This window comes from Actinomadura barringtoniae, from assembly GCF_017573505.1.
GTDB lineage: Bacteria > Actinomycetota > Actinomycetes > Streptosporangiales > Streptosporangiaceae > Spirillospora > Spirillospora barringtoniae.
In genome coordinates, this window is the sequence record NZ_JAGEOJ010000007.1 from 318,737 (window position 1) to 334,515 (window position 15,779).

The 15,779-nt window shown below is 70.7% G+C and carries 13 protein-coding genes; 8 read left to right on the forward strand and 5 right to left on the reverse strand.

The genetic code is table 11. The features are described 5' to 3' along the window. Positions 1-7: 7 nt before the first annotated feature. Positions 8-1,180, reverse strand: coding sequence for a magnesium and cobalt transport protein CorA (locus J4573_RS19175; RefSeq protein WP_208257104.1), 1,173 nt, complete (start codon positions 1,178-1,180; stop codon positions 8-10). A 336-nt stretch (positions 1,181-1,516) separates the two neighbouring features. Between J4573_RS19175 and purD the strand changes: the two genes are divergently transcribed. From purD to J4573_RS19215, 8 genes are all read left to right on the forward strand, one after another. After that, entirely contained in the window at positions 1,517-2,785 is a 1,269-nt protein-coding gene (purD, locus tag J4573_RS19180) for a phosphoribosylamine--glycine ligase (protein WP_208257105.1), read from the forward strand. 127 nt (positions 2,786-2,912) lie between these two features. Next, a complete protein-coding gene (locus J4573_RS19185; RefSeq protein ID WP_208257106.1) occupies positions 2,913-4,118 on the forward strand; it encodes a hypothetical protein in 1,206 nt (401 codons plus the stop codon). 106 nt (positions 4,119-4,224) lie between these two features. Then, a complete protein-coding gene (locus J4573_RS19190) occupies positions 4,225-5,412 on the forward strand; it encodes a low temperature requirement protein A (RefSeq protein ID WP_208257107.1) in 1,188 nt (395 codons plus the stop codon). Positions 5,413-5,641: 229 nt separating this feature from the next. Next, positions 5,642-6,952, forward strand: a complete 1,311-nt coding sequence (gene purB / locus J4573_RS19195; protein ID WP_208257108.1) for an adenylosuccinate lyase — start codon at positions 5,642-5,644, stop codon at positions 6,950-6,952. Positions 6,953-6,976: 24 nt separating this feature from the next. After that, complete coding sequence (locus J4573_RS19200) at positions 6,977-7,780, forward strand: MOSC domain-containing protein (RefSeq protein WP_208257109.1); 804 nt, start codon at positions 6,977-6,979, stop codon at positions 7,778-7,780. Between the two features lie 334 nt (positions 7,781-8,114). Further along, positions 8,115-9,401: a UDP-N-acetylglucosamine 1-carboxyvinyltransferase gene (gene murA / locus J4573_RS19205; RefSeq protein WP_208257254.1), complete on the forward strand. Its 1,287-nt coding sequence runs from the start codon at positions 8,115-8,117 to the stop codon at positions 9,399-9,401. Positions 9,402-9,892: 491 nt separating this feature from the next. Next, positions 9,893-11,221: a transcriptional regulator gene (locus J4573_RS19210; protein ID WP_208257110.1), complete on the forward strand. Its 1,329-nt coding sequence runs from the start codon at positions 9,893-9,895 to the stop codon at positions 11,219-11,221. Positions 11,222-11,513: 292 nt separating this feature from the next. Next, positions 11,514-12,032, forward strand: a complete 519-nt coding sequence (locus tag J4573_RS19215) for a hypothetical protein (RefSeq protein ID WP_208257111.1) — start codon at positions 11,514-11,516, stop codon at positions 12,030-12,032. 70 nt (positions 12,033-12,102) lie between these two features. Here the strand turns inward: J4573_RS19215 and hisC are convergent, their stop codons facing one another. The 4 genes from hisC to J4573_RS19235 form a co-directional block, all read right to left on the reverse strand. After that, positions 12,103-13,218 carry a histidinol-phosphate transaminase gene (gene hisC / locus J4573_RS19220; protein WP_208257112.1) on the reverse strand — a complete coding sequence of 372 codons (1,116 nt, stop codon included), beginning with the start codon at positions 13,216-13,218 and terminating at the stop codon, positions 12,103-12,105. 24 nt (positions 13,219-13,242) lie between these two features. Beyond that, entirely contained in the window at positions 13,243-13,518 is a 276-nt protein-coding gene (locus J4573_RS19225; protein WP_208257113.1) for a DUF6401 family natural product biosynthesis protein, read from the reverse strand. A gap of 117 nt (positions 13,519-13,635) precedes the next feature. Next, the gene (locus J4573_RS19230) at positions 13,636-14,988 is read right to left on the reverse strand and encodes a carboxypeptidase-like regulatory domain-containing protein (protein WP_208257114.1); all 1,353 of its coding nucleotides are present in this window, start codon (positions 14,986-14,988) and stop codon (positions 13,636-13,638) included. A 73-nt stretch (positions 14,989-15,061) separates the two neighbouring features. Next, positions 15,062-15,754 carry an NUDIX hydrolase gene (locus J4573_RS19235; protein WP_208257115.1) on the reverse strand — a complete coding sequence of 231 codons (693 nt, stop codon included), beginning with the start codon at positions 15,752-15,754 and terminating at the stop codon, positions 15,062-15,064. Positions 15,755-15,779: the final 25 nt, after the last annotated feature.

The window sequence follows — 15,779 nt, forward strand, 5'->3', positions numbered from 1 at the left end:
CGAACCGCTATAGCCAGCCGTTACGGCGGAAGCCGCGGTAGAGGGACATGCAGATGGTCGCGATGACGCCGATGATCAGCGCGTAGCCGTACTTCCACTTGAGCTCGGGCATGTAGTCGAAGTTCATCCCGTAGACCCCCGCTATCGCGGTCGGCACCATCGCTATGGCGCCCCACGCGGAGATCTTGCGCATGTCCTGGTTGTCGGCGACCGTCACCTGGGTCATGTGCGCCTGCAGGATCGGGTTGAGGAGCTCGTCGTAGGACTCGACCTGCTCGCGGACGCGGGTGAGGTGGTCCTCGACGTCGCGCAGGTACTCCTTGATCTCGCTCGGTACGAACCGGCGGTTGGTCAGGTTGCGGAGCGGGCCGGCGAGCGGGCCGACGGCGCGCTTCAGCTGAATCACCTCGCGCTTGAGGCGATAGATGCGCCGCGACTCGTCGGTGCGCTCGGGCGAGAAGACGGCCTCCTCGACCTCGTCGATGTCCTCCATGACGGCGTCGGCGACGTTCACGTAGCCGTCCACCACCCGGTCGGCGACCGCGTGCAGCACGGCGCTCGGGCCGAGGCTGAGGCGCTCGGGGTCCTTCTCCAGCTCGTTGCGGACGCAGCCGAGCTCGCAGTGCGTGCCGTGCCGCACGGTGACGACGAAGTCGGGGCCACAGAAGATCATCACTTCGCCGGTCTCGACGACCTCGGGGCCTGCCGGGTCGCGGCTGACGTAGCCGACCGTCTTCATCACCAAGAACTGCACGTCGTCGTAGCGCTCGAGCTTGGGGCGCTGATGGGCGTTGATGGCGTCCTCGACGGCCAGCGGGTGGAGGCCGAAGACCTCGGCGAGCTCGGTCAGCTCCTCGGCGGACGGCTCATGCAGCCCGACCCAGACGAAGCCGGCGCTCTCCTCCGCCCCCATGGCTTCGCCCCGCCGCCCCCGATGTTCCGCCCCCATGGCTTCGCCGCGCGGCCCCCGATCGCCGGCCTTGTCGAGGCGGCCGTCGCGGATCATCCGTACGGCGTCGTCGATGGTGTCGGTCGAGATGCGGTTGCCGTCGATGTAGGCGGCCCAATCGATGACCGCCGAATCACGGTGCGCGGACTGCGCCGGGACGGCGTGGGGGCGGCCACGCGTCTTGAAGATCGACATGGTCGCGCGGCCAGGGCGGACTCGTGTCATGGCCATGGGGTGCTCCTAACCCTCCGGCCACACGCGCGAAGCGCGCTCAACCCGCTGTGTCAGAACGAGGAGCGCGCGGAGGCTGGGGCCGGACGCCTGGTAGAGGCGGACGGAAGATCAGTCCAGCTCGGACTGTGAGGGGACTCCGCGGTACTGCAAGGATCACCAGGACTCATCCCGACCACCTCCCTTCACTCCTAGGCGTCAAGGCCACAAGCTTTTGAAGCTTACCAGCCGACATATATGACGTTGCGGTCATCGTTCAAGTTGCCCTGGGGACGCCGTGGCGCTGGTCACACCGTCCGCGGGGCGGCGGGTCCCGGGGGCCACTAGGATCCGGACGTGCGAGTACTCCTCCTTGGATCCGGCGGCCGCGAGCATGCTCTCGCCCGCGCCCTGCATCGCGACCCCGCCGTAACGGCGCTTCACTGCGCGCCCGGAAATCCGGGGACCGCGGAGATCGCCGACAATCACGCGCTCGACCCGACCGACCCGCAGGCGGTGGTGGAGCTGGCGGGACGGCTCGGCGTCTCGCTGGTCGTGATCGGCCCCGAGGCCCCGCTGATGGCCGGGGTCGGCGACGCGCTGAGGCTCACCGGGATCCCGTGCTTCGGCCCGGACGAGGAGGCCGCCCGGATCGAGGGCTCCAAGGCGTTCGCCAAGGAGATCATGGCGGCGGCGAACGTGCCGACCGCGGCGGCGCGGGTCTGCGAGACGACCGCGCAGGCCGAGGACGCGCTGGACGAGTTCGGCCCGCCGTACGTGGTGAAGGACGACGGGCTGGCCGCCGGCAAGGGCGTCGTCGTCACCGAGGACCGCGCCGCGGCCCTGGAGCACGCGGCCGCCTGCGAGCGCGTGGTGATCGAGGAGTTCCTGGACGGGCCCGAGGTGTCGCTGTTCGCGCTGTGCGACGGCGAGAACGCGGTGCCGCTGCTGCCCGCGCAGGACTTCAAGCGGGCCTACGACGCCGACGCCGGGCCGAACACCGGCGGCATGGGCGCCTACACGCCGCTGCCCTGGGCGCCCGCCGGCCTGGTGAACGAGGTCATGGCCACGGTCGTCCAGCCCGCGATCGACGAGCTGCGCAGCCGCGAGACCCCCTACGTCGGCGTGCTGTACGCGGGGCTCGCGCTGACCGCCAAGGGCGTGCGGGTGGTGGAGTTCAACGCCCGCTTCGGCGACCCGGAGACCCAGGTCGTGCTGGACCGGCTGGCGACCCCGCTGGCGGGCCTGCTGCAAGCCTGCGCGATCGGCGGCCTGAACCCCGAGACCACCCGCCTGGAGTGGTACCAGGGCGCCGCCGTCACGGTCGTCGTCGCGGCGGAGAACTACCCGGCCGACCCGGTCAAGGGCGACGAGATCACCGGCCTGGACGCGGCGAACGCGGTCGAGGGCGCGTACGTGCTGCAGGCGGGCACCAAGCTCGACGAGAACGGCCGCCTGGTCGCCGGCGGCGGGCGGGTGCTCAGCGTGGTCGGCACCGGCGCGGACCTCGGCGCCGCCCGTGCGGCCGCGTACGAGGCCGTCACCAAGATCGGCCTGCGTGGGTCGCATCACCGCACCGACATCGCGCTCAAGGCCGCCGAGCCCGCGGGTGCCGAAACGGCCTGAGGCCCGGGCGCCGAAACGGCCTGAGGTCACCGTCGGGCTACATCTTGGGCCGATCCGCTAACACCACCATTCGTCACCGTCGATAGCCATCTGAGCACGCTCAGTGACATGACGGGATGAGGCGATGGTGCGGCGCAAACGACGGCTGGTACGGCGAACTCTGCGGGCGCCGAGGACCTGGGCCTACCGCAGGTTCGGGGCCTCGGGCGCCTGGCGCGCGTACGTGGAGGCGCGCGCCGTACAGCTGCTCGCGGACGCCAGGCGCGCCGTCGCCCACTCAGGCGCCCTGCACTTCACCCCTGCCGGCCGGGCCCGCCCCACGCGCGAGCACGCCACGAGACCCGCCACAGTGCCCGCCACGAGGCCCGCCGCGGGGCATGACGTACGCGGCGCGCTCGTCGGCGGTGCCGCCGCTCCGGCGGCGGAGAGCCGTCCGTGGGAGGGCGACGAGATCGCGGCGAGCTACGACGCGATCCTGCGCCACGTCGTCCTCGCGCGCTACTACGCGGCGAGCCGCCGGAAGCTGCGCGACTGGGTCTCGGGGCGCGCGGTGGACGGCGCCTGGTTCAACATCAACACCGGCTCCGTGCAGCTGCTGGCGCTCCAGCCGGTCGAGCAGGTCGCCGGGCGCGTCCCGGAGGTGCTGGCGCTCGTACGGGCTTACCTGTCGACCGAGGACCCGCGCCGGGTCGCGCTGGAGCGGCGCTTCGGCACGGCGCAGTCGCTGGACCCCGAGCACCTGACGCCCGCCGACCGGCACATGCTGGTCGCCTCGGCGCAGGGCGCCTACTTCCAGCAGGCCGTGGAGAACGGGCGGGTGCGCCGGTTCCGCAACGTGCTCATCGGAACGTTCGTGATGCTCCTGCTGCTCGTCGGCGGGTTCGTGGCCGCCGGGGCCTACTGGCCCGAGGCCGTGCCGCTCTGTTTCAACGACAAGGCCGCCGGAGCGCTGATGTGCCCGAGCGGTCCGCATCACGCCCCGCGCGGCGGCGACGTGCCGCTGGTCGCGCTCCTGGGCCTGCTGGGCGCGGCGCTGTCGGCGGCGCGCTCGCTCAGCACGAGCGACGAACTGCCCACCCGGCACTCGCTGGCCGTACCGCTCGCCCTGCTGAAGGCGCCGACCGGCGCGGCGACCGCGATCGTCGGGCTGTTCGGGCTCGCGTCGGGCTTCCTGCCGGGCCTGTCCGACATCACGTCCCAGCCGGCGCTGCTGTTCTGGGCGCTCGCCCTGGGGTACGGGCAGCAGTTGCTCACCGGCCTGCTGGACCAGCGCGCGGGAACGCTGCTGCGGTCAGCCTCGCCCGCGATCCCGGCCGGGCACGACCGGACCTGACGCCCGACCAGGGACGACGCCGGGGCCGGGGTATTGACAGCGGGCGAATTGATTACATAATTACGCTGCCGCCCCGGCGCCCGTTCCCCCTGCTTGTGAGGCAGTCATGTCGTCGTCCGCCCCTCCCTCCCCGTCCGCCCCTGCGACCCCGGCCGCTCCGGACGAGGGCGAGGAGGTCTACCGCGTCACCACGCTGGAGCTCTTCTTCGACCTGGTGTTCGTGTTCGCGATCACCCAGCTGACCGGGGTGTTCGTCAAGGAGCCCAACCCGCTGGGGCTGCTGCAGGTGGTGCTGATGTTCGGCGTCCTGTGGTGGATGTACGGCGGGTACGCCTGGCTGACCAACATGATGTCCCCGACCGCCAACGTCCGGCGCCTGCTGCTCCTGGTGGGCATGGTCGGCTTCTTCCTGACCGCGCTCGCGACCCCCACCGCGTTCAAGGGCGGCGGCGTGATGTGGGGGTTCGGCTACCTGGTGCTGGTGATCGCGCACGTCAGCCTCTTCGCCCAGGCCAACCCCAACATCCTGCGCGTGCTGCCCGCCAACCTGCTGGCCGCCGTGCTGATCATCTTCGCCGGGCTGCTGGACCACGGCCCGGCGGTGTACGCGCTGTGGATCGTCGCGCTGGTGGTGCCGATCATCCAGCCGTACATCGTCCCGGCGGGCGGCCGGTTCACCATCCAGGCCTCGCACATCGTGGAGCGGCACGGGCTGCTGGTCATCGTGACGCTGGGCGAGTCGGTCATCGCCGTCGGGATCGGCGCGGCCGACCAGAAGCTGGACGCGGGGCTCGTCGTCGCGGTGACCCTGGGCCTGGCCCTCGCCGCCGCGATCTGGTGGACCTACTTCGTCGGCGACGACGAGCGCGCCGAGGAGTCGCTGGCCGGGGCCGACGACGTCGCCCGGACCCAGATGACCATGTTCGGCTACTTCTACGCGCACATCCCGATCATCGTCGGCGTGATCGTGACCGCGGCGGGCCTGAAGAAGTCGGTCGGGCACGCCTGGGAGGGACTGCACGCGGCTCCGGCGATCTCGCTGGCGGGCGGCCTGGCGCTCTACCTGCTCGGGGACGCCGCGTACCGGCGGATCGTGGGCATCGGGCCGTCCCGGATCCGGCTGACCGCCGCGGTGGCGGCCCTCGCGGTGATCCCGCTGGGCCTGTGGATAGCCGCCGCCGAACTGGTCGCGCTGATCGTGATCGTGGCCGTCGCGCTGGCGCTGGAGCACCGTACGCGCACCGCCCGCGCCGCCACCGCACACGAGCCCGCACCGGCCGCCGTCGCTTCGTGAGGCGGCGGGCCGGCGCCCCGGAGCCCCCGAAATGCCCGGGCCGCCGGCCCGCCACCCTAGGGATCAACGCCCGCCACCTCGGGCGTCTTCCCAGCTCACGGCCGGTGCCGAACGAAGCATAGGGCACTGGCGGACCAACAGATAACAAACCTTTCTATTCGTTCCGTCACAGCCCCGGTGGTCACCCGGTGGTCAAGGGCACTCGGCCCGACCTGGGAGAATCGACCTTGTGATTGAGCGCTACACCCTTCCGGAGATGGGGCGCGTCTGGAGTGACGCGCACAAGTACGAGCTGTGGTGCCAGGTCGAGACCCTCGTGGTCGAGGCCCACGCCGAGGCCGGCACGATCCCGGCGGAGGTGGTGGAGCCCGTGCGGAACGCGGCGCCGCCGACGCCCGAGGCCGTGCACGAGATCGAGGCGGTCACCCAGCACGACGTGATCGCGTTCCTGTCGGCGTGGGCGGACAACACCACGCCGCGCGAGGCCGCGCGCTACGTCCACTTCGGCATGACCTCGTCGGACCTGCTCGACACCGCGCTCGCGCTGCAGCTGGTCGAGGCCACCGACATCCTGCTGGCCAAGGCGGACACGCTGGTCGCGACGCTGCGCGACCACGCCCTGGAGCACCGCGCCACGCTGCGCGTCGGCCGCACGCACGGCATCCACGGCGAGCCCGACGTCTGGGGCCACCGGGTCGCCGACTTCGCGTTCGCCATGGCCCGTTCGCGCGACCGGCTGAAGAGCGCGCGCGAGGCGGTCGGCGTGATGGCCATCTCGGGCGCCGTCGGCACGTACTCCAACATCGACCCGGAGATCGAGCGGCACGTCGCGCGCCGGCTCGGCCTGAAGTCCGCCGATGTGTCCACCCAGGTGGTCATCCGCGACGGCATCAGCGAGTGGGTCTCCAGCCTGGCGATCATGGCGACGGTGTGCGAGGCGATCGCGCTCGAGGTGCGGCACGGCCAGCGCACCGAGGTCCGCGAGCTCTGGGAGCCGTTCGGCAAGGGCCAGAAGGGCTCCTCGGCCATGCCGCACAAGAAGAACCCGATCATCTCCGAGCGGCTCGCCGGGATGGCCAGGATCGTGCGCGCCCAGATCGTTCCGGTGATGGAGGGCATCCCGCTCTGGCACGAGCGCGACATCTCGCACTCCTCCACCGAGCGCATCGCGCTGCCGGACGCCTCGATCGCGCTCGACTACATGCTGAACCTCAGCAACCGGCTGATGTCCGGCCTGGTCGTGGACGCCGAGCGGATGCGGGTCAACCTCGACTCGACCGGCGGCCTGATCTACACCTCGACCGTGCTGCTGGAGCTGGTCGAGGCGGGCATGTCGCGCGACGACGAGGCCTACCCGCTCGTGCAGAAGGCCGCCATGGAGACCTGGCAGACCGGCGTGCCGTTCAGGGAGACTCTGCGCAAGCACGCGGCCGAGGCCGGCCTCACGCTCGATGAGGAGCGGCTGGACGCGGTCTGCCGGCCTGAGCGGTTCGTGGAACGGCTCGGGCCGATGTTCGACCGGCTCGCGGCGCTCGTCTGACGATCCGTCTGGAAGGGGTCCCGATTGGGCGTCCTGACCGAACTCAACGTCTACCCACTGAAGAGCGGCGGCGGCACGCCGCTGCGCAGCGCCGAGCTCGGCGCGACGGGGCTCCCCTTCGACCGGGAGTTCATGCTGACCAACGCCGAGGGCCGGTTCCTGTCGCAGCGCGAGTACGCGCGCATGGCGCTGCTGCGGCCGGTGTACGACGGGGAGATCCTCACCGTCGACGTCGCCGACCCGGCCCTCGCGTTCAGCACACTTGTCCACAAGGCTGTGGACAACGGTCCGGTCCGCGACGTCACCGTCCACAGGTCCGAGTGCCAGGGCGTCGACCAGGGCGACGAGGCGGCGGACTGGTTCTCGGCCCTGCTGAACGCCGACGTTCGGCTGATGCGCTTCACCGGGCACCGGCCGACCTCGCGGGGCGGCGGCGAGGTCGCGTTCGCCGACGGCTACCCGCTGCTGGTGATCTCCGAGGAGTCGCTGGCCGACCTCAACGCGCGACTCGCCGAACGCGATGCGGACCCGCTGCCGATGAACCGGTTCCGGCCCAACCTGGTGCTCTCGGGGCTCGGCGCGTACGCCGAGGACGCGGTGCGGCGGCTGCGCATCGGCGGCGCCGAGATCGAGATGGTCAAGCCGTGCGCGCGCTGCGTCATCACCACGACCGACCAGGACACAGGCGAGCGCGGCCGCGAGCCGCTGCGCACCCTGGCGACCTACCGGATGATCGACCGCGGCCTGCGCTTCGGCCACAACGCCGTGCCCCGCGTTCTGGGAACCCTTATGGTCGGCGATACCGTTGAGATCTTGGAAGAGGCCTGACGCGTCCTGTTTCCGCACAGCCTTCGGCACCGCCGGATCAGGTCGCTTTGACATGTGGACTAAGGGTGAAGCGCGGCTCACACTCGGGTGACGCGCAAGGGAGCGAACCTTCTCGCGGTGCAAGCTGTCTAACCAGGCAGGCCAACGCCACGGACGTGTGTACCGGACGCCTCATCCCCACCGCGATGGTTTACTGGGGAACGTTTGGCGCACGGGACACCGTTCGACGCTCTCGGCCCCTGTGACCCGCCGTTCTCATAGTGAACGGGTGGGCGGGCAGTCCCATTTGTTTCGTTAGGCGCACCCCGCAACGAAGGAGTTAAGCGGCATGAGCTTGGGCCACGAGGTTCGTTACCGCGTGCGTGGAGGCCAGTCCCTGCAAGGCACGGTGTTCATCCAGGGCGCGAAGAACGCGGTCCTGCCGATGATCGGCGCCTCGCTGATGGCCTCCAAGGGCCGTACCGTCCTCCGCAACGTCCCGATCATCGAGGACGTTCGCCGCGCCGTGGAGCTCGCGCGGGCCGTCGGCGCCAAGGCCGAGCTGCACGAGGCCGAGCGCACCCTGGTCATCGACGCCTCCACGCTCACCAGCCCGGTGCTGCCGGCCGACATCGCGTCCCGCTTCCGCGGTTCGTTCCTGTTCGTCCCGGCCCTGCTGCACCGGCTCGGCGAGGCGGTCATCGAGGGCGTCGGCGGCTGCAACCTCGGCAGCCGGAACCTCGACTTCCACTACAACGGCTTCAAGCGGATGGGCGCCACGGTCACCGAGCAGGTGGCCGACAACGGCGACGGCATCATCCACATCAAGGCCGGCGACCTGCGCGGCGCGACGCTCTACTGCGACACGCCCTCGCACACCGGCACCGAGAACCTCATCATGGCCGCGGTCATGGCCAAGGGCACCACGCTGATCAAGAACGCGGCGCTGGAGCCCGAGGTGCTGGACAACATCCAGATCCTGCAGCGGATGGGCGCGCGGATCAGCGGCGGCGGCACCGGCTTCATCACCGTCGAGGGCGTCGGCGAGCTCACCGCGGTCGAGCACACCGTGATGCCGGACCGGATCGACGCCGGCGTGTTCGTGATGGCGGCGGCGATCACCGGCGGCGACCTGAACCTGGTGGGCGCCTCGCTGGAGCACCTGGGCGTCGCGGGCGACAAGCTCGAGCAGATGGGCGTGGAGTTCCACCAGCAGGGCGCGGTGCTACAGGTGCGGCGCGACCGCACGCTGCGGCCGATCAACGTCATCACCGACGAGTACCCGGGCTTCGCCACCGACCTGCAGTCGCCGATCATGGCGCTGTCGTGCCTGGCGGACGGCCCGTCCTACGTCTACGAGCGGATCTTCGACGGACGCTTCAAGCTGGCCGGCGAGCTGGCCAAGATGGGCGCCGACATCGAGGTGGACGGCAACCGCGCCAAGGTGAACGGGCCGCGGGGGCTGCGCGGCGCGACCGTCGAGGCGCACGACCTGCGCTGCGGCAGCGCGCTGGTGCTGGCCGGCCTGGCCGCCGAGGGCGAGACGACGATCACCTCGGCGTACTACCTCGACCGGGGTCACGCGCACACCGCGGAGCGGCTCTCGCAGCTCGGAGCGGAGATCGTGCGCGAGGCTGATTGATCTTCTTTCCGGTCTGCTCGTTCTTTTCCGGCCACGCTGTGCGGGGCGGTCGAATTTCGGGCACCACGTAAACCAAACGGACGCCGCAGGGGTCTCTTGAGTGCGCATCAGCGCCATGAGGGGCCCCTTGCGGCGTTTTCGGGTCTTGTTTTTCATCTTCGGACGACCGAAGATACGAGATCGAGACTGACCGAATGGTGACAAATTACTGACCAAGGGGTCGCGTAGGTTACTTTTTCGCCGCACTCTTGATTCGATTTCGCGTCTGGGCGTCACACATCGTCGCCCTGACCCGATCTGCCCACTGAGGAACGAATCGCACGGGAACTGCGGTGCAGGGTCAGAAGGCAGGGGCGACAAGCCATGAGTCAACCGTTGGGCGAAGCGTGCGCGAACGCATTTCCGGAGCCGCCGGGCCTCCGGCCTCGGGACTGGCGGGGCGTAGCCAAGGGGGCGGAACACTGGGCAGACCGGGAAGCGAGCGAGCGCTGATGACGGCCGCGAGGACGGGTTCGGTGACCCCCGACCTGACAATAGGCGTCGTGGGCCCGCATGACCTGGTGGAACGGGTCATGCTGATGGGCCACGGACCGACGCCGGTGCCGAGCCGCCTCGTCGCGGCCGCGTACCGCGACGAGCAAGAGGCGGCCGACAAGGTCGTGCGCCTCGGCTCGGGCGTGGACGTGTGCCTCTTCGCGAGCCCGGTGCCCTACGACTTCGCGCGGAAGGCCGGCGTCCTCACGATGCCGGCGACCTACGTGCCCCTGAACGGAGCGGCACTCCAAGGGGCGCTGCTGCGCGCCTCCCTCGACGACCGCTTCGATCCCTCGCGGGTGAGCATCGACGTGCTCGGCCGCGCCGAGGTCGAGGAGGCCTACGCCGAGATCAACCTGCCCACCGACCAGGTGCACCTGCGTGAGGAGGCGGCCGGTCCGGGAACGCTGGCGGCCTTCCACGAGCGCCTGTGGCGGCGGGGCGCGACCACGGTCGCGATGACGTGCGTGCACGCCACCGCCGAACGCATGGAGATGGCGGGCGTGCCCACCATCCGGGTGCGGCCGACGGGCGCGGCGATCCGCAGCTCGCTGCAGACCGCGGCGCTGCTCGGCGCGCACCACCGGCTGGAGGAGTCGCAGCTGGTCGTCGTGCTGGTGGACGTACCGACGCTGCGCGAGACGCCGCGCCGGGTCACGCCGCGTTACTGGCGGGACGAGCTGAAGCTGGCGCTCCACCGCGTCCTCCTGCAGGAGGCGCACCGGATGAACGCCTCGGTGTGGCCGCTCGACGATCACAGCTACCTGGTGATCGCCACGCGTGGCTCGGTCACCGCGTCGACCGAGGGGTTCCGGACGCCGCCGTTCGTCGAACGGGTCCGCGAGGAGCTCGGCCTGGCCATCGAGGTCGGCATCGGCATGGGCCGTACGGCGCACGAGGCCGAGACGCACGCACGGGCGGCCCTGGCGCGCTCTCAGAGCTCTCAGCGGGCGCAGGGCTTCGCGCTGGACCGCGACGGCCGGGCGCTGGTGCCCGCGCCGCGTACGCCGCCTCGGGCGCAGCCTCAGGCCAAGCCCAAGGGCCTGGAGATCCTGGCCCGCCTGGCCGACAAGCTCGGCGACCAGGACCAGCCGCTCATCGTGGACGCCGAGAACGCGGGCAAGATGCTGGGCGTCACCCCGCGTACCGCCCGGCGCCTGCTGCGGACCCTGGTCGAGGAGGGCCTGGCGTGGCCGCTGCCGCCCAACCGGACGCCGCAACCGGGCCGTCCGCGGCAGCTCTACCGGCTGATCGTCGAGAAGCTCGGCCCCAAGGCCGCTACTTGAGGCCCACAGCTGGCATCTGAGCATTCCGCACGGTATGAACGCGGCCCGGGCAACCCGGCCACATGATCCGGCGTCCCCCTTGCGAGGGACGGTGAAAGGACGCCGGATCGTGTGGTCGGAAGAGGCCGCAGCCGGTCAGACCGACCGCCGCTCCCTCGGCGTACATTCGAAATGAACCGGTCAATTCTGACCGGCTGGGCCCGGGGGACAGGCCATGAACGACGTGACGTCAAACGACCGTCCAAAGCTCGCTTTCAGGGACAGGCCGCCGCATGAACGGGCCCGGATAGCGATGGCGGCGGGGGCCGCGGTCGTCGTCCTGGGCAGCGGGGTGCTCGCCTCCGCAATGCTGGGCTACGAGCCCATCCGCAAGGGGATTCCGGCCGTTCTGGAGCTGTCGCCCTCGCCCGCGCCGGCCGAGAGCGCCACGCCCAAGGCCGACCGGACCGGCACCCCGGACGGTGGCGGCGGGGCCCCGGCGCCGGGGATCTCCCCCAACATGTCCCCGCACACCACGATCAAGCCGACCACGCCGGCGCCGTCGACGAGCAAGGCCAAGCCGTCGACCAGGCCGTCCACCAGTAAGCCGCCCGCGACCAAGCCGCCCGCGTCGAACCCGCCGGCGACCAAGCCACCGGCGACGCAGCCTCCGGACACCCCGCCCGCCACGCAACCGCCCGACACCCCGCCGCCGACCACCCCGTCCGGCGGCGACACCGGCTCTGGCGGTTCGGGCGGCTCTGACGGCGGTACGGGCGGCACGACGGGCGCGACGGACACCGGAGGCGGCTCAGGCGGCCTCCTGGGCTAGCCGGGCTAGCTCCTGCGCGGTTTCGGACCCGGATTCAGGGCCGGTTTCAGGGCCGGATTCAGAGCCGGATTCAGAGCCGGTGCGGGAAGTCGTGAGCGACCGCGAGGAAGGCGTCGTTCTCCTCGGGCGAGCCGATCGAGATGCGGGCGCCCTCACCGGCGAACGGCCGGACGCTGACGCCCTGGGCGTCGCAGGCGGCCGAGAAGTCCATGGTGTGGTCGCCCAGCCGCAGCCAGACGAAGTTGGCCTCGGTCTGCGGGACGGTCCAGCCGTCGGCGATCAGGGCGTTCCGGACCCGCTCGCGCTCCTTGACGGTGTTCTCCACGCGTTCGAGAAGCTCGTCGGTGGCGGCCAGCGAGGCGATCGCGGCGGCCTGCACCACGGCGTTCACGCTGAACGGCAGGAACGTCTTGCGCACCGACTCGGCGACCGCCGGGTGCCCGACCATGAAGCCGATGCGCAGGCCCGCCAGCCCGTAGGCCTTGGAGAAGGTCCGCAGCACGACCAGGTTGGGGCGGCTCGGGTAGAGGGTCAGCCCGTCGGGGACCTCGTCGTCGCGGATGTACTCGCGGTAGGCCTCGTCCAGCACCACCAGGCAGTCGGCCGGGACGCGGTCGAGGAAGGCCTCGAGTTCGGGGCCGCGCACGATCGTGCCGGTCGGGTTGTTGGGGTTGCAGACGAAGATCAGCCGCGTCTCGGGCGTGATGGCGTCGGCGATCGCGTCCAGGTCGTGGGTCTCGTCCTTGAGCTCGACCTGCACGGACGTGGCGCCCGACAGCGACACCAGGAGCGGGTAGGCCTCGAACGACCGCCAGGCGTAGATCACCTCGGCGCCGGGCTCGGCCACCGCCTCCAGCAGCATCTGAGTCACGCCGACCGAGCCGCAGCCGACCGCGATGTGCGAGGTGGGCACGCCGTACTTGGCGGAGATCGCCTCGATCAGGCCGGTGCAGTTGTTGTCGGGGTAGCGGTTGACCGTCAGCGCCGCCTCGGTGATCGCCTTGACCACCGAAGGGAGCGGTCCGTGCGGCGACTCGTTGGAGGAGAGCTTGAAGGACCGCCCGTCGGGCGACGTGACAACCTTGCCGGGCTTGTAGGCCACGAAGCGGTCGAGCACCGAGCGGAAGCGAGGGGTGGTTGGCTCGGACACCGTTGTCCTCCAGGTTGATGCAGGGGTCGTGCGCATAGCCTACGGATAGGCCGAATCGCCCTAGAAGGCGGTCTGCCGCATCATCCAGCAGACCGCGACGATCCGGACGAACTCCCAGTCGCGGGTGCTGTCGGGCCACCAGCCCCGCCGGAACGCGTCCTCGGCGAAGACGTGGAGGTAGTCCATCAGCACGTCCGGGTGGGGGTGGACCCCGATGTCGTCGCGCAGCGCCGCCACATGCTGGTCAACGGCCGCCGCGAGCCCCGGCGTGGTGGTCATTTCCGCGACTCCGGCGTCCCCGATGTCGCGGACGAGAAGGCCAAGCTCCTCGGACATATCGCCATCCATGGGACAAAAAGCTAGCAATGGCTTCGTCATGCCCGGTGCATCTCACGGAATTCTTTACCCGGCGGGACCACCGGAAACCTCTGCGGCCCCGCCGACCACCTCCGCCTAACGCACGTCCACGTAGTCGTCCTTACCGAACGACTTCAGGAAGTTCGCCTCCCCCGCGAAATACACCCGCCACGTCCCGTCCCGCTTGGCGACGAACTGCCGCTTGAACTCGCCCATGGAGTCGGTGACGTCGCTGCCGAGGTAGCTCCACTTCTTGGTCTTGGCATCGCGGAAGTAGAACCTCACTTTCCGCTTGCTCAGCCCGGGCATCAGCGGGTTTCCGGGCTTCACGTACGCCAGCGCCCCGGACAACGTGATCTTCCGCCCCTTCCGCACCGGCTCCGGAGCCGCGTTGAACCACACCATCCGCGTCGCATACCGGGCGTCCACGTAGTCGGTCCCGCTCGTGCTGGGCATGCTCTCGGCGGTGGACAGGACGCGTGCCTGCCAATCGCCGTCACCCGGCACGCGCACCCAGGCGTCGGCGTAGCCACGGCTGTCGGACGTCGCCCCGCTCTTCGTGCGGATCCAGGTCTTGGAACCCTTGGGCCGGAAGAACAGCACGGCCTGGTGGGACGGATAGCCCTGCCAGGTAGCGCCCTTGCGCAGGATCTGCATCCTGAAATGCGCGTAACCACCGAGCGGCGCGGGCTCGGTCGTGACGTCGAACCCCTTGATCGCGGTCGGGTAGCGGACGTCGATGTCCTGCCTGCCCGACGCGACCTGCTGGTAGAACTCGTGGAACGACGGGCCGCCGCTCAGCGCGGACCACGTTCCCCACGCGTACACCTTCGCGGAGATCGCGAACCGGCCGTCGGCGCCGGTGTAGCCGGACTCCTGGCGGACCGAGGTGCAGTTCGCGTCAAGGCACTGCTGAATCCACACACGGGTCTGCGCGGCAGGATGCCAGCCGTCCGAGCCCTGCCACTCCAGGCCGCCGGTGAACGTCTGCGCCGAGCCCGCGTCCACCCGGGCGGGCTTGCGGTCCAGGGAGATCCGCGCGGGCAGCTGGTGAACGCCGAGGTTCACGCCCGCCAGGCTGTTGGAAAACTGATCGTCGCCCGCGAACTGGGCGAGGTAAGGCCCGCCCGCCGTGACATCCGCGGCCACCTCGAAATGCCCGGTGGCGTCAGTCGTCGTGCGGGCGACCAGCGCGCTGCCGCGGGAGATCCTGACGGCGGCGTTCGGGACGGCCGCGCCACCGTCGGTGACCGCCAGGCGGCCGCTGAACGTCACGTGGCGGTGCTCGGCGTCGACCTCGGTGCGGTCGGTGGTGAACCCGGTGATCGAGGTCGCGATCTTGGCCGCGACGGCCGGTGAGGCGTCCGCCCAGGCGGCCGGGGTGGCGGTGGGGAGGGTCAGGGCGGCGGCCAGGAGGGTTGCGGGCACGCCGAAGAGGGTTCTGCGCAAGGGATCACGTTTTTCCGCGGGGGGAGTGGAAAAGTAGCGTGATCTTAGCCGGGTGACGGCCCGGAGTGCCAGGTCAGGCGGGCTGGTGGTCGGGGCGGGGGCGGAGCATGGGTGGCCGGAGTTGTTCGGCGTCGCCTCGGGAGTAGAGGCGGGCGGGGCGACCGCCGTCCCGGGTGGTGGTGCGGCCGGTGGGGACGAGGAAGCCGTCGGCGCCGGTGACCTTGCGGTGGAAGTTCCGGGGGTCGAGGGGGGTGCCCCAGACGATCTCGTAGACGCGGCGGAGCTCGGCGACGGTGAACTCGGGCGGGCAGAACGCGGCGGCGAGGGAGGTGTACTCCAGCTTGGCGCGGGCTCGTTCCATGCCGTCGCAGAGGATGCGGCGGTGGTCGAACGCGGCGCTGTCGTGGTGAACGAGGTCGTCGACGGGCTTCCAGAGGACCTGCGCGCGACTGGAGGCGGGCAGGTCGGGCGCGAGGCCGAGATAGGCCACGCTGACCACGCGCTGGCGCGGGTCACGGTCCGGGTAGCCGTAGGTCGCCAGCTGCTCCAGGTGCAGGCCCGCCACGTCCGCGAGCCCGGCCCGTTCGGCCATCAGGCGGGCGGCGGCGGCCGGGAGGTCCTCGTCGAGCTGGATGAAGCCGCCGGGCAGGGACCAGCACCCGTCATAAGGTGCCCGGTCGCGCCGCCACACCAGCGCCGAGAGCCGCTGCTCACGGACGGTGAGGACGACAAGGTCGACGGTGACGGCGAGCCGGGGCACGGACATGCCTTGAACGTTAGCCGTCCCGGGG